The sequence below is a fragment of the Nocardioides sp. URHA0032 genome (genome assembly GCF_000620645.1).
Lineage (GTDB): Bacteria > Actinomycetota > Actinomycetes > Propionibacteriales > Nocardioidaceae > Nocardioides.
In genome coordinates this window covers 342,621-360,539 of sequence record NZ_KK211160.1, presented here as the reverse complement: position 1 = coordinate 360,539, position 17,919 = coordinate 342,621, and the positions used below count along the sequence as shown (strand labels likewise).

23 protein-coding genes are annotated in these 17,919 nt (G+C 71.3%); 8 read left to right on the top strand and 15 right to left on the bottom strand.

Annotated elements, in window-relative coordinates:
- Window positions 1-102: 102 nt before the first annotated feature.
- From N538_RS0119860 to N538_RS0119850, 3 genes are all read right to left on the bottom strand, one after another.
- Window positions 103-552, bottom strand: a complete 450-nt coding sequence (locus N538_RS0119860; protein WP_028638745.1) for a ribonuclease H family protein — start codon at window positions 550-552, stop codon at window positions 103-105.
- A gap of 122 nt (window positions 553-674) precedes the next feature.
- Window positions 675-860 (bottom strand): hypothetical protein, encoded by a 186-nt coding sequence (locus N538_RS0119855; RefSeq protein ID WP_028638744.1) that lies wholly within the window; start codon window positions 858-860, stop codon window positions 675-677.
- Window positions 861-941: 81 nt separating this feature from the next.
- Entirely contained in the window at window positions 942-1,346 is a 405-nt protein-coding gene (locus tag N538_RS0119850) for a hypothetical protein (RefSeq protein WP_028638743.1), read from the bottom strand.
- A gap of 172 nt (window positions 1,347-1,518) precedes the next feature.
- On the opposite strand from N538_RS0119850, the gene N538_RS0119845 reads away from it, so the two are divergent.
- A complete protein-coding gene (locus N538_RS0119845; protein ID WP_036571362.1) occupies window positions 1,519-2,016 on the top strand; it encodes a nuclear transport factor 2 family protein in 498 nt (165 codons plus the stop codon).
- A gap of 67 nt (window positions 2,017-2,083) precedes the next feature.
- Here N538_RS0119845 and N538_RS0119840 read toward each other — a convergent pair whose 3' ends face one another.
- The 4 genes from N538_RS0119840 to N538_RS0119825 all read right to left on the bottom strand — a co-directional run bounded on the left by N538_RS0119840 (window position 2,084) and on the right by N538_RS0119825 (window position 6,681).
- Window positions 2,084-3,328 (bottom strand): HNH endonuclease signature motif containing protein, encoded by a 1,245-nt coding sequence (locus N538_RS0119840; RefSeq protein ID WP_028638741.1) that lies wholly within the window; start codon window positions 3,326-3,328, stop codon window positions 2,084-2,086.
- A 461-nt stretch (window positions 3,329-3,789) separates the two neighbouring features.
- On the bottom strand, window positions 3,790-4,860 hold the full coding sequence (locus tag N538_RS0119835) for an NADH:flavin oxidoreductase/NADH oxidase (RefSeq protein WP_028638740.1): 1,071 nt from the start codon (window positions 4,858-4,860) through the stop codon (window positions 3,790-3,792).
- Between the two features lie 25 nt (window positions 4,861-4,885).
- Window positions 4,886-6,043, bottom strand: coding sequence for a glycosyltransferase 87 family protein (locus N538_RS26430; RefSeq protein WP_081790599.1), 1,158 nt, complete (start codon window positions 6,041-6,043; stop codon window positions 4,886-4,888).
- A complete protein-coding gene (locus N538_RS0119825) occupies window positions 6,040-6,681 on the bottom strand; it encodes a lysoplasmalogenase (RefSeq protein ID WP_051549507.1) in 642 nt (213 codons plus the stop codon). Before N538_RS0119825 ends, N538_RS26430 begins: the two co-directional genes overlap by 4 nt.
- Window positions 6,682-6,787: 106 nt before the next feature.
- Between N538_RS0119825 and araB the strand changes: the two genes are divergently transcribed.
- Entirely contained in the window at window positions 6,788-8,476 is a 1,689-nt protein-coding gene (gene araB / locus N538_RS0119820) for a ribulokinase (protein WP_028638738.1), read from the top strand.
- Window positions 8,477-8,662: 186 nt separating this feature from the next.
- Here the strand turns inward: araB and N538_RS26425 are convergent, their stop codons facing one another.
- Entirely contained in the window at window positions 8,663-9,037 is a 375-nt protein-coding gene (locus tag N538_RS26425; RefSeq protein WP_036571360.1) for an SgcJ/EcaC family oxidoreductase, read from the bottom strand.
- 31 nt (window positions 9,038-9,068) lie between these two features.
- Window positions 9,069-9,779 (bottom strand): SDR family NAD(P)-dependent oxidoreductase, encoded by a 711-nt coding sequence (locus N538_RS0119810; protein WP_028638737.1) that lies wholly within the window; start codon window positions 9,777-9,779, stop codon window positions 9,069-9,071.
- A gap of 62 nt (window positions 9,780-9,841) precedes the next feature.
- Here N538_RS0119810 and N538_RS0119805 point away from each other — a divergent pair, with 62 nt between their 5' ends.
- Complete coding sequence (locus N538_RS0119805; protein WP_028638736.1) at window positions 9,842-10,456, top strand: TetR/AcrR family transcriptional regulator; 615 nt, start codon at window positions 9,842-9,844, stop codon at window positions 10,454-10,456.
- A gap of 31 nt (window positions 10,457-10,487) precedes the next feature.
- On the opposite strand, the gene N538_RS26420 is transcribed toward N538_RS0119805, so the two are convergent.
- From N538_RS26420 to N538_RS0119785, 4 genes are all read right to left on the bottom strand, one after another.
- A complete protein-coding gene (locus tag N538_RS26420) occupies window positions 10,488-10,841 on the bottom strand; it encodes a TraR/DksA family transcriptional regulator (protein ID WP_036571358.1) in 354 nt (117 codons plus the stop codon).
- A 153-nt stretch (window positions 10,842-10,994) separates the two neighbouring features.
- Window positions 10,995-11,789 (bottom strand): RNA polymerase sigma factor, encoded by a 795-nt coding sequence (locus tag N538_RS0119795; RefSeq protein ID WP_155992282.1) that lies wholly within the window; start codon window positions 11,787-11,789, stop codon window positions 10,995-10,997.
- Window positions 11,790-12,117: 328 nt separating this feature from the next.
- Window positions 12,118-12,858: an FAD-binding oxidoreductase gene (locus tag N538_RS0119790; RefSeq protein WP_051549465.1), complete on the bottom strand. Its 741-nt coding sequence runs from the start codon at window positions 12,856-12,858 to the stop codon at window positions 12,118-12,120.
- Window positions 12,859-13,025: 167 nt separating this feature from the next.
- Window positions 13,026-13,631 (bottom strand): molybdopterin-dependent oxidoreductase, encoded by a 606-nt coding sequence (locus N538_RS0119785; protein WP_028638733.1) that lies wholly within the window; start codon window positions 13,629-13,631, stop codon window positions 13,026-13,028.
- Window positions 13,632-13,846: 215 nt separating this feature from the next.
- Between N538_RS0119785 and N538_RS0119780 the strand changes: the two genes are divergently transcribed.
- On the top strand, window positions 13,847-14,176 hold the full coding sequence (locus tag N538_RS0119780; RefSeq protein WP_028638732.1) for a DUF427 domain-containing protein: 330 nt from the start codon (window positions 13,847-13,849) through the stop codon (window positions 14,174-14,176).
- Between the two features lie 4 nt (window positions 14,177-14,180).
- Window positions 14,181-15,011, top strand: coding sequence for a DNA-3-methyladenine glycosylase family protein (locus N538_RS27645; protein WP_051549464.1), 831 nt, complete (start codon window positions 14,181-14,183; stop codon window positions 15,009-15,011).
- On the opposite strand, the gene N538_RS0119770 is transcribed toward N538_RS27645, so the two are convergent.
- Together N538_RS0119770 and N538_RS26405 are read right to left on the bottom strand one after the other, a co-directional pair.
- The gene (locus N538_RS0119770) at window positions 14,992-15,321 is read right to left on the bottom strand and encodes a hypothetical protein (RefSeq protein WP_028638731.1); all 330 of its coding nucleotides are present in this window, start codon (window positions 15,319-15,321) and stop codon (window positions 14,992-14,994) included. The two genes, N538_RS27645 and N538_RS0119770, sit on opposite strands and share 20 nt — an antisense overlap.
- A 102-nt stretch (window positions 15,322-15,423) precedes the next feature.
- Window positions 15,424-15,762, bottom strand: a complete 339-nt coding sequence (locus tag N538_RS26405) for a VOC family protein (RefSeq protein ID WP_051549463.1) — start codon at window positions 15,760-15,762, stop codon at window positions 15,424-15,426.
- A gap of 242 nt (window positions 15,763-16,004) precedes the next feature.
- Between N538_RS26405 and N538_RS0119760 the strand changes: the two genes are divergently transcribed.
- The 3 genes from N538_RS0119760 to N538_RS0119750 all read left to right on the top strand — a co-directional run bounded on the left by N538_RS0119760 (window position 16,005) and on the right by N538_RS0119750 (window position 17,913).
- On the top strand, window positions 16,005-16,592 hold the full coding sequence (locus N538_RS0119760) for a GNAT family N-acetyltransferase (RefSeq protein WP_028638730.1): 588 nt from the start codon (window positions 16,005-16,007) through the stop codon (window positions 16,590-16,592).
- 129 nt (window positions 16,593-16,721) lie between these two features.
- Window positions 16,722-17,279: a hypothetical protein gene (locus tag N538_RS27640; protein WP_155992278.1), complete on the top strand. Its 558-nt coding sequence runs from the start codon at window positions 16,722-16,724 to the stop codon at window positions 17,277-17,279.
- A gap of 10 nt (window positions 17,280-17,289) precedes the next feature.
- Entirely contained in the window at window positions 17,290-17,913 is a 624-nt protein-coding gene (locus N538_RS0119750) for a TetR/AcrR family transcriptional regulator (RefSeq protein WP_028638728.1), read from the top strand.
- Window positions 17,914-17,919 lie beyond the last annotated feature (6 nt).

Sequence of the window (17,919 nt, the reverse complement as noted above, 5' to 3'; positions counted from 1 at the left end):
ATGGCGGCGCCCCAGACGGACCCGTCGGACCACGCTGCTTCCCCTCAGCTCGTTCGTCAGGTCCGATCACGCTAGCCCCAGCAGCATCTGGGGCCTCGCAGGTCACGCGAGTGTCGGCGGATTCTCCCGACAGGCTGCGACCGCGAGCCGGTCCACGAAGTCGTTCATCGCGTGACCGGAGTGGCCCTTCACCCAGCTGAACGCGACGTCGCCGCGGTCGTGGAACAGCGTGATCAGCGGCTCCCAGAGGTCCCGGTTCGCGACCGGCGTGCGGGCGGAGCTCACCCAGCCGCGGTCCAGCCAGCCCTGCCACCACCGGTCGCGGAAGCAGTTGACGACGTACGTCGAGTCGCTCACCACGAGCAGCGGCCCGTCGAGCGCGCGGACCGCCTCGAGCGCGGCCCGGATCTCCATCCGCTGGTTGGTCGAGGCCGACTCGTGGCCGGAGGCGTACACGCTCGTGTCGACCGCCCAGGCCCAGCCGCCGGGGCCGGGGTTGCCGGAGCAGGCGCCGTCGGTGAACACCTCGCGGGCGCCGGGAGGGACCGGCATGGCGGGACGAGCGGGGCGGGGGGTGCGAGAAGGGCGAGCCACGGGGAGCACCCTCGCACGAGTGGCGGGCGACCGGGCCGGGGAGCCGGTCGACCCGCCACTCGGGGTGCGGTGCGCACGCGTCAGGCGGCGCGTCGAGCGGCCGCCGCGACGGCCGGGTGGGCGGCGGAGATCGCGACGACGGTCTGGGTCGGGCGGCGACGCGACTCGGTCGCGAGCACCACCAGGGTGCCGACGGCCATCGCGATCGCGATGCCGGCGATGACGAAGAAGCCGATGAGGGCCGGCTGGAGGGACGAGACGTCCATGGTGTTGCTCCTTGTTCGGTCGGATTGGTGTGATCACGCTCCCGCGGGGGCCTTGGAGGCCACTGGGAGGCGACTTGGAGGTCAGCGGGGGGCGAGCTCCAGGGCGAACGCGCTCTCGACGAAGAGCTCGGGGCGGGACAGGTGCGCGAGCAGCTCGAGCTCGACCCGGTCCAGCGGGACGTCGGTGGCGAGCCGGCGCAGCAGTCCGGCGTACCCGCCGTCGGAGGCGAGCACGTGGACGAGCGCCTCCGCGCCGAACCGGTCGAGCCAGGCCCACAGCGTCGCCGCGTCGATCCGGCGGCGGCTCTCCTCCGCGAGCACGAAGTCGTGGTGGTGCACGGGCAGCTCGTCGGCCAGGCGGCGCGCGACGTCGCCGAGGTTGACGGTGCCCGGGTGGCGGGCGACGTAGCGCGCGACGTGGCGACGGCGGCGCTCGTCGGCGGTACGACGGCCGGGCGGGAACACCTTGTCCATCAGCGTGTTCATCGAGATTCCTGTCGGTGCGGGGAGGGACCTCACTTCGGTGGTGGGAGCGGATTGCTCCGCGGACCACACCGTCACCCGGCCCGCTTGACGGTCGCTGGGACGCCGCTGGAGCTCGCACGGGGAAGCTGCTCGAGCCGTCGCGACCTAGAACGTGTTCCACTACAGTCCCCGCATGGGCAGCTACTCCCGCGAGGAGCTCGAGCAGGCGTTCCAGCAGTACCAGGACGAGGTCGACCGGATCGCCGGGTCGGGCGACTGGGCCCGGTTCGCGGACCTGTTCGCCGAGGACGCGACGTACCGGGAGCACGCGTACGGCGACTTCGCCGGCCGGGAGGACATCCGCACCTGGATCGTGCGCACGATGACGACGTTCCCCGGCAGCGAGATGCCGCGCTTCCCGATCGAGTGGTACGTCGTCGACGAGGAGCGCGGCCGGATCGTCTGCGAGGTGTGGAACGACCTGGTCGACCCCGGCGACGGGCAGCGGCACGGCGCCAGCAACATCACGATCCTCACCTACGCCGGCGGCGGGCTGTGGTCCTGCGAGGAGGACGTCTACAACCCCGCGACGTTCCTGCGCGCCACCCGCAGGTGGGCGAAGGTGGCCGGCGCGAACGGCCGGCTGTCCGACGAGGGCCGGGAGTGGCTGGCAGCGTTCGCCACGCAGTGAAGCCGCTGTGGGCGTCGACGCTGCAGTGCGGTGCTACCCGACCAGTGGGTTGCTGAGGCGCTCTCTGTCACGTTCGCCGGTGGAAGGTGACGTCGCCGTTGGGGTGGTGGGTGGTCTGGTAGTTGGTGTCGTGGGCGCGGGCGTGGTGCCAGGGGCACAGGGAGATGCCGTCGGCGAGGTTGGTGTGGCCGCCGTCGGTCCAGCGGGTGCGGTGGTGGGCGTGCAGGCCGGTGGCGCGGTCGCAGCCCTCGGCGCGGCAGCCCCGGTCGCGGACCAGCATCGCGGTCCGTTGGGCCTCGGTGAACAGCCGGCGCTTGCGGCCCACGTCGAGGGGCTGGGAGTCGCCGTCCAGGACGACCGGGATGATCCCGGCCTGGCAGGCCAGCCGCCGGGCCATGCTCGGGGAGATCTTCTCCCCGGTGTCCAACACCCCCGCCTTCTCGAGGCGGCCGGTGAGGACGTCGAGGTCGAGGAGCACCACCGCGGTCGCGGAGACGCCGCCGGTGGTGGGGAGCCGGTCGGCGGGGTACCGCTCGATCAGCTCGCACAACGCCCGCCCCCACGCCTCGGGGGTCTCCGGCCGCTCCACCCCGGCGCCCTGGGTGGCGGCCACGTGCCGGGGTGCGGCCAGGGCGCCGAGCATCTTCCGCAGGACGGCCCAGTGGTAGCTGGGCAGGGTGCCCCGGAAGTGCGCCTTGCCGTGGCCGTCGTCGTACATCGAGAGCCGGCAGGCCTTGGCGGCGGCGGCCTCCTCCTTGGCCAGGAGTGCGGCTTCGCGGGCGTCGGCCTCCGCGGGTGCGACCACCTCGAACAGGTGCTTCCCGAGCCGGTTCAGCCCCTGGGCGTCGTGGTGGCGGGCCAGGGCCAGCAGGTGCGCCTCGGCCTCGGCGACCTTGCCGGCCGGGACCGTGTCGGGGAGGTCCTCGACCCACCGGATCACCACCCGCGCCTGGTCGGCCAACACCCGCCCAGCGGCCAGCGCGTCCCGCGTCGGGCGATGCGCCTCGAGGTCACGGCCCAGCCGCACCGCCGCATACGCCGCCGCCCGGGTCGCCTTCGTCTCGTGCGCCAGCCAGTTCGCCGCGGACGAGGCGCCCACGTCCTGGCCGACGTGCAGCTCCTCGGCGTGCGCGGCCACCCGGGCCTTCAGCTCGACCAGCCGGGCTTCGGCGCGCTGCAGCGCGACCAGCGTCTGCCCGGTCTCGACCGGGTCCATCGACCACACCGACGCCTCGGCGACCGCGTCCAGCTCGGCGTGCACGTGCGCGGTCGCGACACTGACCCGGTGCCGGGGCGTCGCGATCGCTGTCATGGATCCATCACAGCACTGGCCACCGACACTCAGACGCTCAGAACCCTTGTTTTGACCAGCATTCGGACAATCCCGGAAAATTGTTCGGCAGAGATTTTCGCAGCAGCTGCGGCGGACCGAAAGTCGGGAAGCCACCCCCACCCGAGCCCGCCGTACCCGCCTCGCAGCCGGTCGGTCGCCACCACCCACGGACCCGCAGCCAGCTGTCACCGACGCGGACCCGCAAGCCGGCAAGCCACGGCGACCACCCGCCCGCCGTTCCCGTCGCTGCCATGTCGGTCTCAACCCCAAGATGGCCGCGAGGTGCCGCCAGTCCAAGCGGTCCGCAAGCCGGGAAGCGACCTCGACGCGAGCCCGCCGTACCCGCTTAGCTGCCTTCGGTCGCCACCACCCAGGGACCCGCAGCCCGCCGTCACCAACGGGCCACGCGGTACCCGGTCGATCGACCGCAGCCGACCAGCTCAGGGCGCCGCGCGCCGGTACTGCACCGGCCAGAGGTCGGCCTCCGTCTCGCCGAGCTCGTGGGCCGCCCGCAGCGGCCAGTGGGGGTCCCGGAGCAGCTCGCGCGCGAGCAGCACGACGTCGGCCGAGCCCTCGGCCAGGATCTCCTCGGCCTGCTTGGGCTCGGTGATCTTCCCGACCGCGCCGGTCGGGATGCCGGCCTCGGCGCGGACCCGCGCGGCGAACGGCACCTGGTAGCCCGGACCCACCGGGATCTGGGCGACCACGTTGCCGCCGCTCGAGGTGTCGACGAGGTCGACGCCCTCCTCGCGCAGCAGACCCGCGAGCCGCACGGTGTCGTCCGCGCTCCAGCCGCCGTCGACCCAGTCGGTGGCGGAGAGGCGCACGAGGAGCGGGACCCCGGCGGCAACCCGTCGCCGCACCTCTTGCACGACCTCGAGCACGAGGCGGGTGCGGTTCTCGAACGAGCCGCCGTACTCGTCGTCGCGGTGGTTCGACAGCGGCGAGAGGAACTCGTGCAGCAGGTAGCCGTGCGCGGCGTGGACCTCGAGCACGTCGAAGCCGGCCGCCACCGCGCGCTCGGCGGCATCGCCGAACGCGGTCACGAGCCGCTCGACACCGGCGCGGTCGAGCGGCTCGGGGTCCTCACGGAGACCCGGGAACGGCTCCGCCGACGGACCGACAGGGCGCCACCCACCGTCGGAGTCCGGGACGCCACCGCGGGCGCCGGTGAAGCCGGAGTACGTCGAGGCCTTGCGGCCCGCGTGCGCGAGCTGGATGCCCGCGGTGGCACCCTGGTCGTGCACGAAGTCGACGATCCGGCGCCAGGCGGCCTGCTGCTCGTCGTTCCAGATCCCGGTGTCCTCCGGGCTGATCCGGCCCTCCGGCACCACTGCCGTCGCCTCGGTGAGGACCAGGCCGGCCCCGCCCCGGGCGAACGACCCGAGGTGGACCAGGTGCCAGTCGTTCGGGACCCCACCGAGGGCGGAGTACTGGCACATGGGCGCGACCCAGACGCGGTTGCGGATCGTCACCTCTCGAAGGGTGATCGGGGAGAAGAGGAGGCTCACGACCGTGAGCAACCCCGTGCGGCGGCTACGGATTCCCGAGCGCGGGCGCCCGGGACCGCACCCGCTGGAACGGGAAGAACACGAGCACCGGCACCAGGAAGTAGCCGACCCTGCTGTACGGGACGAGCAGGAACGCCAGGCAGAGACCGAGCGCGATCCGCGACGCGGCCCAGCTGACCTCGGGTGACGAGCGCGCGATGCACCAGGCGGCGAAGGCGAGCCCGCCCGCGAGCACGATCGCGAGCGACGCCCAGGACGGGATCCCGGCCGTGCGGAGCAGCACTCCGGGCAGCGGCGACGCCGCCGGTGACTGCACGAGCGACTTCCCCGACGGGAACTCGACGACGTTCGCCCACATCGCCCGCGGGTCGTTGGCGGCCACCGGCAGCACGGCCAGCAGCGCTGTCCCCACGGAGATCGCGGCGAACCGCGCCGCCGCTGCCAGGCCGTCGCGACGGTAGATGCAGACCGCGAGGACGAACGCCGCGCACACGCCGGTCGGCTTCATCGCCATCGTCAGCCCGATCGCGACCGCGCTCCAGGAGTACCGGTGCCGCGAGACGAGGGCGATCGCCAGCACCGTGAGCGCCGCCTGGGGCACGTCGACGCCGCTCACCGCGACAGCGGCGGCGACGACGGGGCACGCGAGCAGCAGCAGCAGCCGGGTGTCGAGGGCGGCAACCGCGTCCTGCGGGCCGGCGGGCACCCGCGGCGCCCAGAACCGGACGGCGGCGAGGGCCACCACGAGCAGCGCGAGGGCCGGGATGCGCAGGTCCCCGCCGGCCACCGGGAGCAGCCCGAAGAGGTAGAGCACCGGGAGGTACGGGCGGTAGTCGTAGACCGACGACGGGTTCGTCAGGTAGGGGCTTCCCGCATCGAGCAGGCGCACCGCCCCGTTGTGCACGACGTGGATCTCGGGCTGGCCGTGCGCGCCGGCGACCAGGCCGATGGTCGGTACGACGACCGCGCCGACCACCGCCACCAGGCAGGAGCGCCGCGAGCCCAGCCCGATCGAGAGCCCGAGCAGCGCCGCGGCGTACCCGATCGTGGCGGCCGCCGCCCAGGACCGCTGGTTCTCCCGGCTGGGGTCGACGAGGACCCAGAGCGCGAACGCGAGGTAGGCGGCGAGGACGAGGCGCTCGGTCCCGAGCTGTCGGGCGAGGTCCGCGCCGCGCGCCCTCATCGGACCCGGGCCGTCCCGTCGGCGATGCACCACTGGGCCGCGGTGTAGGTGGCCATCACCGCCCCGTCGAGGGCGGGGGCACGGTCGTGCAGCAGGAACGTGCGCACCCCGAGCAGGGTGTCCGACAGCAGGAACAGCGACGCGCCCGCGAGCACCCGGGTCCGTCCCCGGTCGCGGTCGATCGCCGAGGCCGCCGCGACCATCGCGGCCAGGGTCGAGCCGTACGCCGCGACCGGGAGCGCCACCGCGGTGTCCTCGCGCGCGGCGGCCGCGGCCATCCCCGCCGCAGCGAGCCCGCCGGCCACCAGCACCCGGCGTCGCCCCGGCGAGCCGAGCAGCGGCACCGAGGACCGGCCCCGGAACGCCACGACGTACGCGACGTGCGCGGCGAGGAAGGAGCACAGCCCGGCCAGGAACGGGCGTCTCCCCTCGCGCATCAGCGCGACGTCACCGGCCCACGAGCAGGCCTGCGCCGCGGCCACCACCGGGCCCGCACCGCGACGGACCGCGAGCGCCGGCATCAGCAGGGGCTTGGTGACACTTCGCCAGCGCCGCCACCGCGGGGGCGCGGCGGCCAGCACGGTGTCGGTGACGGCAAGCACGCCGTAGGCGGCGCCGGCGACGGCGTGTGGTCGCACCCCGCACAGCCTGCCCGATGCGAGGGGAAGCAGGAAGCCCGGAGCCCCCGTCGTGGCTGCTAGCATCCGCCGGTCGGCGATCCGGTCCACCCGACCCGGAGGTCCCGTGAGCAGCGACCCGTGCACCATCGGCGTCGACTTCGGCACGCTGTCCGCCCGCGCGGTGGTGGTCCGGACCTCCGACGGCGCCGAGCTCGGCGCCGCGGTCCACGAGTACCAGCACGCAGTGATGGACGCCCGACTCACCGCGGGCCCGGCGGCGACAAGCCGTCACGTCGCCCTGCCACCTGACTGGGCCCTGCAGGTCCCGCAGGACTACGTCGACGTGCTCCGCACCGCGGTGCCGGCGGCCGTCCGCGCCGCCGGCGTCGAACCCCGGGACGTCGTGGGAGTCGGCACCGACTTCACGGCCTGCACGGTCCTCCCGGTCCTGGCCGACGGGACCCCGCTCTGCGAGCTCCCCGAGTACGCCGACCGCCCGCACGCCTACGCGAAGCTCTGGAAGCACCACGCCGCCCAGCCGCACGCCGACCGGATCAACGAGCTCGCGCACCAGAGGTCCGAGCCCTGGATCAGCCGGTACGGCGGCCTGGTCTCGAGCGAGGGCGAGTTCGCGAAGGGCCTGCAGCTGCTCCAGGAGGACCCGGAGCTGTACGACCGCGCCGAGCTGTTCGTCGAGGCGGCGGACTGGATCGTCTGGCAGCTGACCGGGCGCTACGTGCGCAGTGCCTGCGCGGCGGGCTACAAGGGCCTGTTCCAGGACGGCCGCTACCCCGACGCCGACTTCCTCGCGGCGCTCGACCCCCGCTTCGCCCGGTTCGCGGAGCAGAAGCTCAACGGCCGGATCGGACGGCTCGGCGACGCGGCCGGTGGCCTCAGCCCCGAGGCGGCCGCCTGGACCGGCCTCCCGGCGGGCATCGCCGTCGCGGTCGGCAACGTCGACGCCCACGTCACCGCGCCGGCCGCGCAGGCGACCGAGGCCGGCCAGCTGGTCGCGATCATGGGCACCTCGACCTGCCAGCTGGTCAGCGACACCCGCCTGGTCGAGGTGCCCGGCATGTGTGGCGTGGTCGACGGCGGCATCGTCGACGGGCTGTTCGGCTACGAGGCCGGCCAGTCAGGCGTCGGCGACATCTTCGCCTGGTACGTCGAGAACCAGGTCCCGGGACGGTACGCCGAGGAGGCGGCCGCCCTGGGCCTCTCGGTGCACGAGCACCTGACCGAGCTCGGCTACCGGGAGCCGACCGGCGCGCACGGGCTGGTGGCGCTCGACTGGCACTCGGGCAACCGGTCGGTCCTGGTCGACCACGGCCTCTCGGGTGTCGTCGTCGGCCAGACCCTCGCGACCCGGCCGGAGCAGGGCTACCGCGCGCTGCTCGAGGCGACCGCGTTCGGGACCCGGGTGGTCGTCGAGACGTTCGCGGCCGCGGGTTTGCCGGTGACCGAGGTCGTCGCCGCGGGCGGGCTGGTGCGGAACACCCGGCTGATGCAGACCTACGCCGACGTCCTCGGCCTCCCGATCTCGACGATCGGCAGCGACCAGGGTGCGGCCCTCGGGTCCGCCATCCACGCGGCCGTCGCGGCGGGCGTCCACCCGGACGTCCGCGCCGCCGCCGCCGCGATGGGCTCACGCGGACCTGTCGTCTACACGCCGGACGAGCACGACGCGGCGACGTACGACCTCCTCTACGCGGAGTACCTCCAGCTGCACGACTGGTTCGGCCGGGGCGGCAACGACGTGATGGCACGGCTGCGCGCCCTGCGGCGGCGCGCGCTCGGTCCGGCGACGCCGTGAGCGCCCACGTCACCCCGCTGCACGGCGACCTGGTCCGCCACGGACTCGGGGAAGGGATCGACCCGCACCGGCGGTGGGACCGCCGGTGCGGGTTCGCTGGAGCCGAGGACCACGGCCTCGAGCTTCCGGAGGATGTCAGGGACTGGTGTTGCTCGTCATGATCGTCCCCTCGTGGCGACGTCAGCCTCAGCCAAGCCTGGACACGTGGTAGTGACTCAGGGCCCAACCGGTCCGGCCCCGCTGGGCGACCACGGTCAGGTAGACCGGGACGTCACCTTCTGGCCGGGCGAACATGACTCGCGCGTAGGCCACCAAGGCTCCCGGTGCCGGCTCGCGCACCGAGAGGAGCTCGTAGTCGGCAGCAAGCCCGACGGGCTGCTTGGCGTAGTAGCCGGCGATGTACTCGCGGCCTGAGCCCGGCTCGGGATCGAAGCCCTGGAACAGGGCGTCCTCGGTGAAGAGCGACGCGACGTCGTCCGGGCGTCGCTCAGCGATGCCGGCGGCCCAGGCGTCCAGGAGGGTCCGCACTTCGTTCTCGGCGGTCGGGATCTCGCTGATCATGTCCGTCTCCTTTCGTTGACGAGGCGGTGGCTCAGTGGCCAGCGCTCTGGCCACCGTCGACGTGCAGGAACTCGCCGGTGACGAACGGCGACTGCTCGAGGTAGATGACGCCGCGCACGACGTCGGCGACCTCACCCAGCGACCCGACGGGCTGGAGGGCGGCGAGGAACTCGTGGGTCTCGGGCGCGTGCATCGGGGTCCTGATGATGCCGGGAGACACGGCGTTCACGCGGATGCCACGTCCGGCGTACTCGATGGCCAGTGACTTCGTCGCGGCAGCGATTCCGCCCTTGCTCAGCGAGGCCAGGGCCGAGGGCACCGACGAGGACGCGTTCTCCAGCAGCGTGGTGGTCACGCTGACGACGTGCCCGCCCTGGTCCTGCTTCAGCAGCTGCTCGATGACGGCCTGCGAGATGTGGAAGAAGCCGTCGACGTTGGTCCGCTTGACGGCGTCGTAGTCCTCCGGCGTGTACTCGGTGAACGGCTTGGCGACGAAGATGCCGGCATTGTTGATCAACGTGTCGACCCTGCCGAAGCGCTCGACGGCGACGTCGACGATGCGACGGGCGACGGCGGGATCCCCGATGTCACCCGCAACGGTCTCGAGCGTGTCGGTCGAGGCGTCGGGGATGGAGCGGGAGTTCGCGACCACGGCGTAGCCGAGGTCCTGATAGGCCGCGGTGAGCGCGGCTCCGATTCCTTGAGAAGCGCCGGTGATCACGGCGACCTTGTGAGTGTTCATGCCGACCTGAACAGAGACGGTCGGTCAACTATTCCAGTAGATGACCGGTCTACAATTCAGGCATGGGACGCACCTCGGATGCCCGCGAGCGGCTGGTCGCCGCCGCGACGGAACTGTTCAGCGAGCGCGCCTATAGCTCGGTGGGTGTGGCGGAGATCGCCGCCCGAGCCGGGGTGCAGAAGGGCTCGTTCTACCACTTCTTCCCCTCGAAGGAAGCGCTGGCGCTGGCGGTGATCGACGAGCACTGGGCCGGGCAGCGCCACGAGTGGACGACCCTCCTCGAGAGGGAGGGGACCGCGCTGGAACGACTGCACGCCATCTTCGACGCCACCTCCCGGCGACAGTCGGCCGCTCTCCAGGGCACGGGCTCGGTGACCGGCTGCCTCTTCGGGAACCTCGCCATCGAAGTGAGCTCGACGAACGCACCGATGCAGAAACGACTCCAGGAGATCTTCGAGGAGCAGGTCGCGCTGATCGGCGCGCAGCTGCAGTCGGCCGTCGACACCGGCGAGCTGACCGTCGACGACGTCCCGACCGCGGCGAGGTCGATCGTGGCGCAGCTCGAGGGCCTGGTCCTGTTCGCGAAGGTCTTCAACGACCCCGGCCAGCTCGATGCACTGTGGGCCAACAGCCTGCGCCTGATCGGCGTCCCCGATCCGGCCGCGGTGTCCAGCTAGTCCGGTCACCGCTGGAACGGGGCGGCGCGGGTCAGTGGTCGCGGCGGTGGCGCCCGGCCGCCTCAGCGACGGTGAGCTCGGCTGCGGGGTCGATCGCGAGCCGGTCGTCGGGAATGGCACGTCCGCTCTCCACCGACTTCCCGTAGGTCCCGTCCTCGATCCTCTTCTCAGCCCGCGCGATCGCATCCAGCCGTTCATGGAGGCTCTGCTCGATCGCGCTGTCGATGGCTTCGTGCTCGAGCGGTTGTGCGGCATCGACGTCGCCGTCGCCCGCGGCGCGCTCGGCAGCGCTGTCGTCGAGCTTGGCTTCGGAGGTGGTGGCCAGGAGACGACGAAGCCTCTGTCGCTCCGCTTCGAGTAGCTGCTTGGCCAGGTCGAGGTCCATGGATGCTCCTGTGACGTGTTCGGTGGTACCGACACCGACGGGTGTCGTAGCGGGACGCGCTGCGACATGCGAACGGTGCAGCAAAGGTGAGGTGTGCGGAAAGCGGCGACGGGACGCGAATGACGTCGAGCGGCCACGACGGCGGTCGACGTTTCAGCCGGCGGCGAGGTAGCTGCTGATCCGTCGGCGAACCTGATCTCGCGACTCGAGCAAGTCCCGCTGGAGGTCGCCGATGCTCCGCCCCAGCAGGCTGCTCGCCGTCTCCAGCGAGTGACCCTCGATGTCGACAAGGTAGACGGCGTCCGCGGCCGCACCGGTCAGTTCGTCGAGTGCCGCGTCCAGGACCGAGTAGAGCTCCGCCGTCTCCGCCTCCGCCTCGGGGCCCAGGATGTTCGTCACCGAGGGCCACGCGCTCGGTGGTGCGCTCCACTCGCCCTGGTCCGGCCCGTCGCCGTACAGGTCCGGCAGGTACAGCTCGGCGCGGTCACCATCGGGGTCGAGGACATCGAGGTCGGCGAGTGCGCGCCAGTCCTCGTGGCTTCCCGGGTCGGGATGCTCCGTCTCGGCCAGGTCTGCCGCGTTGTGGGGGTGATGCCGCACGAGATCCGCGGCCCAGGCCTGGTCGCGCGCGTCGTCGGCTCGAACGTGCTCGCGAGCGCGGCGGAGCAGGAAGGAGACGAGCTGACCGCGATCCCGCGCCGTTGCCGGCTGATCCGTCAGCAGGTGGTCCCAGGCGCCCTGCACCAGTTCATCCGCGTGGGAAGGGTCGATCGCCCGCGCCAGCGACATCAGACAGGACTGTGTTCGCGCCAGCTCAGCATCAGAGCCGGGGTCTTCTCCCCGATCGCCGACTCCCTCATGACCATCGTTCGCGTGCCCACGCAGCGCTACCAGCGCAACCGTCTTCGCGACCTGGTCGATGTAGTTCGTGCAGGCGTCGCAGCTCACCAGGTGCTCGCCGATCTCGGCGGCACCTCGGAGCGGTAGCGACCCGTCGAGAGCCGAGCCGCCGTACCGGGCGACGTCGTCGCACCGCACCGCCTGCCGCTCCCGCGTCGTCTTGTCCACGCTGGTCAAAGTCTGGAACCTCCCGTCACCGTCGCGTGTTTCGCACGGTCCTCCATGCCGGTCGGCACCCTGGCCGATCGACTCACGTCTTTCGTGTCGTGGTCGTCGTGAGTTCTTTCCGACCAAGGTCGGACCATCCACATCGCCTCGGCTCGAGCGCGTGGGGATCGCCCTCGGTCCCACTGCGTTCCGCGACAGCGGCTCCACCTCACGCTCCTGTCGGTCCGAAGCGCTCGGTCCTGATCATCTCCGGGGCATGACCGCGCTCCTGCAGCAGCTGTGCGGCGTTCTCGACGAAGCCGGTGGGCCCGCAGACGTAGACCCGCGTCCGACTGGCGCCGGGGTGGGTGCCGTTCGAGCCGGTACCGGCCACAGCGTCGACGGCGTCGCTCGCGTCCACGGAGCCGGGGAGGTCAGCAAGAGTGAGCCGTCCCGGGGCGCGGACGTCGTCGACCAGGCCGGCACGGGTGTACAGCCGGTCGATGACGATGCCGGGATGGAGCTGCGCCATCGTGGCGAGCTCGTTGGAGTAGATGACGTGGTCGGGGGTGCGGGTGACGTAGACGAGGTGGAACGGTGTCGTGACACCGGACTCGACTCGTCGACGCAGCATCGCCATCAGCGGCACGATCCCGGAACCCCCGCCGATCAGCAGCACGGGCCCGGACAGATCGGCGTGCCAGCGGAACCACCCGCCGATCGGACCGCGCAGCTGGAGCTCGTCACCGGTCTGCATGGTCTCGACGAGGTACGGCGACACCTCGCCGTTCTGGACCGTCTGCACGGTCAGCTCGACCCACCCGGGCGACGATGCCGACGCCAGCGAGTAGCTGCGCTGCGCGCTGTAGCCGTCCGCCGACGTCAGCTTCAGGTCCACGTGCTGGCCCGGGTCATGGCCGTCCCAGTCGGGAACGGAGAAGAGCAGCGTCTTCGCCGACCGGGTCTCCATCCAGCTGCCCCGCAGCTCGCCGGTCAGCCACCTGAGGGGACCTGGCTCCCGAGCCTCGGGAGCAGCTTCGGTGCCGTCATCGCCGGCACGCGCCGTCGGTTGCACCGGAGGCGTCGAGCCGCCGGACCCTTCGGCCTCCCGACCGAGATCTCGACCTGCGTGCTGCATCAGTCGCCCACGTATCGCTGCTCGCGCCAGGGGTCCCCGTAGGCGTGGTAGCCGAAGTTCTCCCAGAAGCCGAGCTGGTCCTCCTGACGCAGCTCGAGGCGGTTGACCCACTTCGCCGACTTCCACAGGTACAGGTGCGGTACGAGCAGCCGCGCCGGACCACCGTGCGCGGCGGCGAGCGGTTCGCCATCGAACTCGAAGGCGATCCATGCCTGCCCGCCCAACAGGTCCTGGAGTGGGAGGTTGGTCGTGTAGCCGCCATGGGAGTGAGCCATCACGTGCTCGACGCCCTCCAGGTCGGCGCCCACCGCCTCCAGGACATGGGCGATCGGCACCCCCCGCCACCGGGTGCCGAGCTTGCTCCACTTGGTGACGCAGTGGAGGTCGACGGTGAACTCCTCGACGGGAAGCGCCATCAGATCCGGCCATGACAGTGACTGACTCGTGCCGTCCAGGGACGTGACGTCCAGCGCCCAGTCACCGGTGCTGATCAGTGGCGTCGGGCCGGCAGTGAGAACGGGGAAGTCGTCAGTTCGGTACTGACCGGGCGGGACCCTGGGATCCACCTCCCGACGACCTCCGAAGCCTCTACTGACCACCGTCATGGGTCGACCCCTCCCTCTTCGTGCGGCTGGTTGTGTCAGGAGGTGAGTAGGTCGCCGAGGCCCAGGTCTTACCTCTCGGCACCGTCCGGGATCGACGACCGCGCGCCGCTCGCGAGGTCGCCCAGGCGTAAGACGGCGCCCGTGAGCGGTCACGAACGGAACCAACCCATGACGGCGTCACTGACCTGGCCGGCGCCCGAGACCAGGAGGTTCGCGTGCAGGCATGGATCGGTGACACCGTCGTGGCCGAGGCCGACGAAGAGCAGTTGGTCCGGATCGAGGGGAACCTCTACTTCCCACCGACAGCGGTCAGGTGGGATCTCGTCGACGACAGCGCGACGCCGTACACGTGTCCCTGGAAGGGTGCTGCGCAGTACTGGAACGTCACCACGCCCGCCGGCACCCACGCCGACGCGGCCTGGAGCTACCCGTCGCCCCTGCCGACGGCCATCGACCACGTCGGCATCGACTTCGGTGGCTACGTCGCGTTCGATCCGGTCCAGGTCGTGCTGCTCGAGTCGCGGGCCGACATGGGACTGCTCTGATCACGTGACCAGCCCCCGTCACCCCGGCGAGGAGGTCGCCTGTTCGCACGGTCTGACCGACCACGACGTCCCGCACCCGTCTGAGGTCTCGGAAGTCCCGGAAGCGCCGGCCGTGCGCAGGACCGTCGACACCGAGGGTGCCGGACTGACCGTCCGGGAGGCGCACGACGGACCCGCACGCTCGATGCAACGACGCCGTGCGTGGCTGCACCTCGCTCGAGAGGACGCGGTCCTCGCGCGGTTGGCGGCGTCGTACCCGGAGACCGACCCCTTCGAGTGGGGCGACCACGGCCCACGTGGCCACGACCTCTTCCGCACCCTGGCCTTCCTCATCGTCGGCCAGGCCGTGACGCCGAGCGTCGCGGCCGAGCAGTACGACGTCCTCAACGGGCTCGTCGGTGGTGAGCTCACGCCCGGCAGCATCGCGGGCGTCGGTGTCGCCGACGTGGAGCGGGCCGGCGTCGCGAGATTCAAGGCGGTGGCGATCGGTGCACTGGCTCAGGCGGTCAACAGCGACCGGGTGAGCCTCGAGGCGCTCGACGAGCTCCCCGACGAGCAGATCTGTCAGGTGTTGACGCTCCTGCCCGGTGTCGGGCGCTGGGCGGTCGAGCTGTTCCTGATCCGCGGGTACCACCGCCCCGACGTCTTCCCCGCATCCGATCCCGTCCTCAGACACGCGATCCGACGCCAGTGGGCCATGGCGTCCCTGCCGACGCCGGGGGCGGCCGACGCACTGGCGGCGGGCTGGCGGCCGCACCGGTCGTTCGCGGCCGCGTTGCTGTGGGCTACCCACAGCCACCAGGAAGGCTGGATCGTCACCGATAGCGGCCCATGAAGCGGTCACCACGACCGCGCTCGATGAACGTCAGCCCGGTGATCGCGCCACCTTCGACGACCCAGGTGAGCTCATAGACCGCCCTGTAGGCCGGCGGCCAGAACGACTCGAACTGTCCGTCAGCCAGGACGCGCCACTCACCCGGGCTCGGGCGTCCCCGCTCGGTGTAGGTGGTCCCACCGTCAGCGGTGAAGACCTGGGTCGCGCCGTCGTCGAAGACCAGGGTGCCAGCGGTCAGGGCATCGACCATGTGCGTCGCGGCAACGGGTTCGCCGTCGTCGACATCGAGTCCTTCGAAGAGATCGGGCACGAGTGCCTCCTTCATAGAGGTCGTGGCCCCGCGGCCCGGGCCCCGGCTGCCACTGCGAGCAATGGGTGTTTCGATGCGCCGTGAGAAGTCGCGACCTCTCGGCTACTCGGCGACCAGATCGAACTCGTTGCCTTCGATGTCGCGGAAGGTGACGGATTCCGTCGAGTGCCAACGGTTGCGGCGAACCTCGGTTGCGCCGAGCCCGCGCAATCGGTCGGCCTCGGCCTCGAGGTTGTCTGTGCTGAGGTCGAGGTGGATCCGGTTCGCGCGTTCTCCGGGAGCCTCCCCTCGTCGGAAGAAGAGCGGTACGTCGGCGATGACGGCTGCTGAACCCGAGGTCGCCGTTGCGGCGACGCTGCTGCCCAGCGCCTCGGCCCAGAAGTCAGCGACCTTGTGCGGGTCGACGCAGCTGAACGTGACTGCCGCGATGTTGACCATCATTCCTCTCACCCCTCCGTACGCGTCGACCCCATGAGTCGTGGCCGGACGCTTCGTTCTGCAGGACAACGCGGACGGGGACGTTCCTCGCGCGCGGCACCAGTTGGTGACCAATGCGCCGCAGGTCTTTCGTCTGCTTGGCTGCCGCGTCAACCACCTTCGCCGACGAGTTGGACGAGTTCGTCCAGTCCGGCGTAACGTCGGTCCACGACGGCCCACCGCCTTCGTGACCGCGAGGAGCAGCGATGACTCACGACGTGACGATCGTCGGCACCACCATCCGCACCCCGCGGCTGCGCCTGCGCGCGTGGAGCGTTGATGACGCCAGCGACGCCCTCGAGATCTACGGGAGCCCCGAGGTGTCGCGGTGGCTTGCTCCGGCGGTTCCCGAGGTCGGTGACGTACGCCAGATGCGTGCGTTGCTCGACGACTGGATCGTCTCTCCACCCGGGCCTCCGGGTCGCCCTGTGGGACGGTGGGCGATCCAGGAGCTCGACACCGGACGCGTCGCGGGATCGTGCCAGCTCGTTCCACTCCCACCCGAAGGCGACGACCTCGAGCTCGGCTACCAGCTCGCACCGTGGGCCTGGGGGCGTGGGTACGGCACCGAGGCCGGGCACGCCCTGGCGCACTATGCGTTCACCAACGGGGAGGAGGAGCTCTTCGCCGTGGTGCGGCCGCGGAACACACGTGGCGAACGCGTCGCCCGACGCATCGGCATGGAGTGGACCGGCGAGACCGAGAAGTACTACGGCTTGCGTCTCCAGGTCTTCCGCCTCCGCAAGGCCGACCTCGACAACTCCTCGCTCGCCCCCGGTCCCGTCGAACGCTGAACGCGTCCCGAGCCGCCGCAGATCCCGCACCGGTCGTCGGAGACGCGGGTGCGGACCACGAGCCGCCGTGAACTCACGACATTGGATCCTGAAGTCCATGGAGCGGCGCATCGGCGTCTGGTTTGACGCTTGGATGACCCGACCACCGGGCACCAGATGGACTGGTTAGTCCAACCGCGTGGCAAGATGCGGCCTGCTGTCACGATGGCCGGAAAGGGATGGATGACGACGTACTTCGCAGAGGTCCTGGCGATCGAGGGTGCTGCTCTCGCGCAGGTCAGGGATCGTGCCGGCATGACGTGCTGGCGCCGTCGGGTCGTGCGGGAGCTGTTGAGGCCGGAGACCTCGTACGCGTTCGCCCTGCGGGGGGCGATCGATGGCGACGCCGGGCGCGAGTTCCTGGTCGCGTGGCGTGAGCTGCTCGCCGCGGCGGTCGACCGCGTGCTTCGATCCGGGGACTCACAGGAGGCCGGTTCCGTCGCCGCGCAGGGTCAGGCTGGCGGAGCCGATGCCGAACGGCTCGCTGTGCTGATCCTCGCCGCATTGCACGGAGGCGGCACCTTGAGCCGCGTTGCAGAGGATCCCGCACCCCTCGACGCAGCTCTCGACATCGCCCTGGCGCCGTTGATGGCAGGTTCGCGGGGCGACGAGGCAGGCCCGCCGGCGTACGACCAGGCAGTAACATGAGCAGATGACAATGACTGACTCGCACAGCGGCCGACGCCTCACGGCGCGCGGTGCGAAGACGCGAGCCAGGATCGTCGCCGCTGCTGCCGAGCTCATGTACGTCAAGGGCGTGGCTGCCACCACCATCGACGACGTGCTGGCCGCGAGCGGGTCGAGCAAGTCGCAGCTCTATCACCACTTCGACAGCAAGGAAGCGCTGGTACGCGCGGTCGTCGACCACGTCGGTCAGAACACCCTGGACCGCGAGCGTGAGTCTCTGGGCCATGTCTCGACCCTCCGCGGCCTGCGCCGGTGGCGGGACGCGCTGGTGCAGAGCAATGCCCTCCGACATGGCGCCTACGGGTGCGCGCTCGGCACGCTGGCCTCGGAGGTCTCCGACCACGATGACCTCGCCCGGAGAGCTCTGTCCCAGCTCTTCTCCGAGTGGCAGGGGCTCCTCGCTGACGTGCTGCGCCGGCTCCAGGACGACGGGGTCCTCAAGCCCGACGTCTCCGTCGACCAGCTCGCGACCGGGCTCATCGGCGCCCTTCAGGGCGGATACATGCTGGCCCAGGCTGAGCGCGACGTCGCTCCGATGGCGACGTCGGTCGACATGGCGCTCGCCCACATCGAGAGTCTTTCGACCTCCCGCTAGGACCCC

Coding starts and splice junctions, on each gene's coding strand:
- N538_RS0119750 (WP_028638728.1), top strand. CDS start 17,290: ATGACTGACTCGCACAGCGGCCGACGCCTCACGGCGCGCGGTGCGAAG.
- N538_RS0119855 (WP_028638744.1), bottom strand. CDS start 860: ATGGACGTCTCGTCCCTCCAGCCGGCCCTCATCGGCTTCTTCGTCATC.
- N538_RS26420 (WP_036571358.1), bottom strand. CDS start 10,841: ATGGACCTCGACCTGGCCAAGCAGCTACTCGAAGCGGAGCGACAGAGG.
- N538_RS0119805 (WP_028638736.1), top strand. CDS start 9,842: ATGGGACGCACCTCGGATGCCCGCGAGCGGCTGGTCGCCGCCGCGACG.
- N538_RS26405 (WP_051549463.1), bottom strand. CDS start 15,762: ATGATGGTCAACATCGCGGCAGTCACGTTCAGCTGCGTCGACCCGCAC.
- N538_RS0119840 (WP_028638741.1), bottom strand. CDS start 3,328: ATGACAGCGATCGCGACGCCCCGGCACCGGGTCAGTGTCGCGACCGCG.
- N538_RS0119810 (WP_028638737.1), bottom strand. CDS start 9,779: ATGAACACTCACAAGGTCGCCGTGATCACCGGCGCTTCTCAAGGAATC.
- N538_RS0119860 (WP_028638745.1), bottom strand. CDS start 552: ATGCCGGTCCCTCCCGGCGCCCGCGAGGTGTTCACCGACGGCGCCTGC.
- N538_RS0119850 (WP_028638743.1), bottom strand. CDS start 1,346: ATGAACACGCTGATGGACAAGGTGTTCCCGCCCGGCCGTCGTACCGCC.
- N538_RS0119760 (WP_028638730.1), top strand. CDS start 16,005: ATGACTCACGACGTGACGATCGTCGGCACCACCATCCGCACCCCGCGG.
- N538_RS0119790 (WP_051549465.1), bottom strand. CDS start 12,858: ATGGAGACCCGGTCGGCGAAGACGCTGCTCTTCTCCGTTCCCGACTGG.
- N538_RS26425 (WP_036571360.1), bottom strand. CDS start 9,037: ATGATCAGCGAGATCCCGACCGCCGAGAACGAAGTGCGGACCCTCCTG.
- N538_RS26430 (WP_081790599.1), bottom strand. CDS start 6,043: ATGAGGGCGCGCGGCGCGGACCTCGCCCGACAGCTCGGGACCGAGCGC.
- N538_RS0119845 (WP_036571362.1), top strand. CDS start 1,519: ATGGGCAGCTACTCCCGCGAGGAGCTCGAGCAGGCGTTCCAGCAGTAC.
- N538_RS0119785 (WP_028638733.1), bottom strand. CDS start 13,631: ATGACGGTGGTCAGTAGAGGCTTCGGAGGTCGTCGGGAGGTGGATCCC.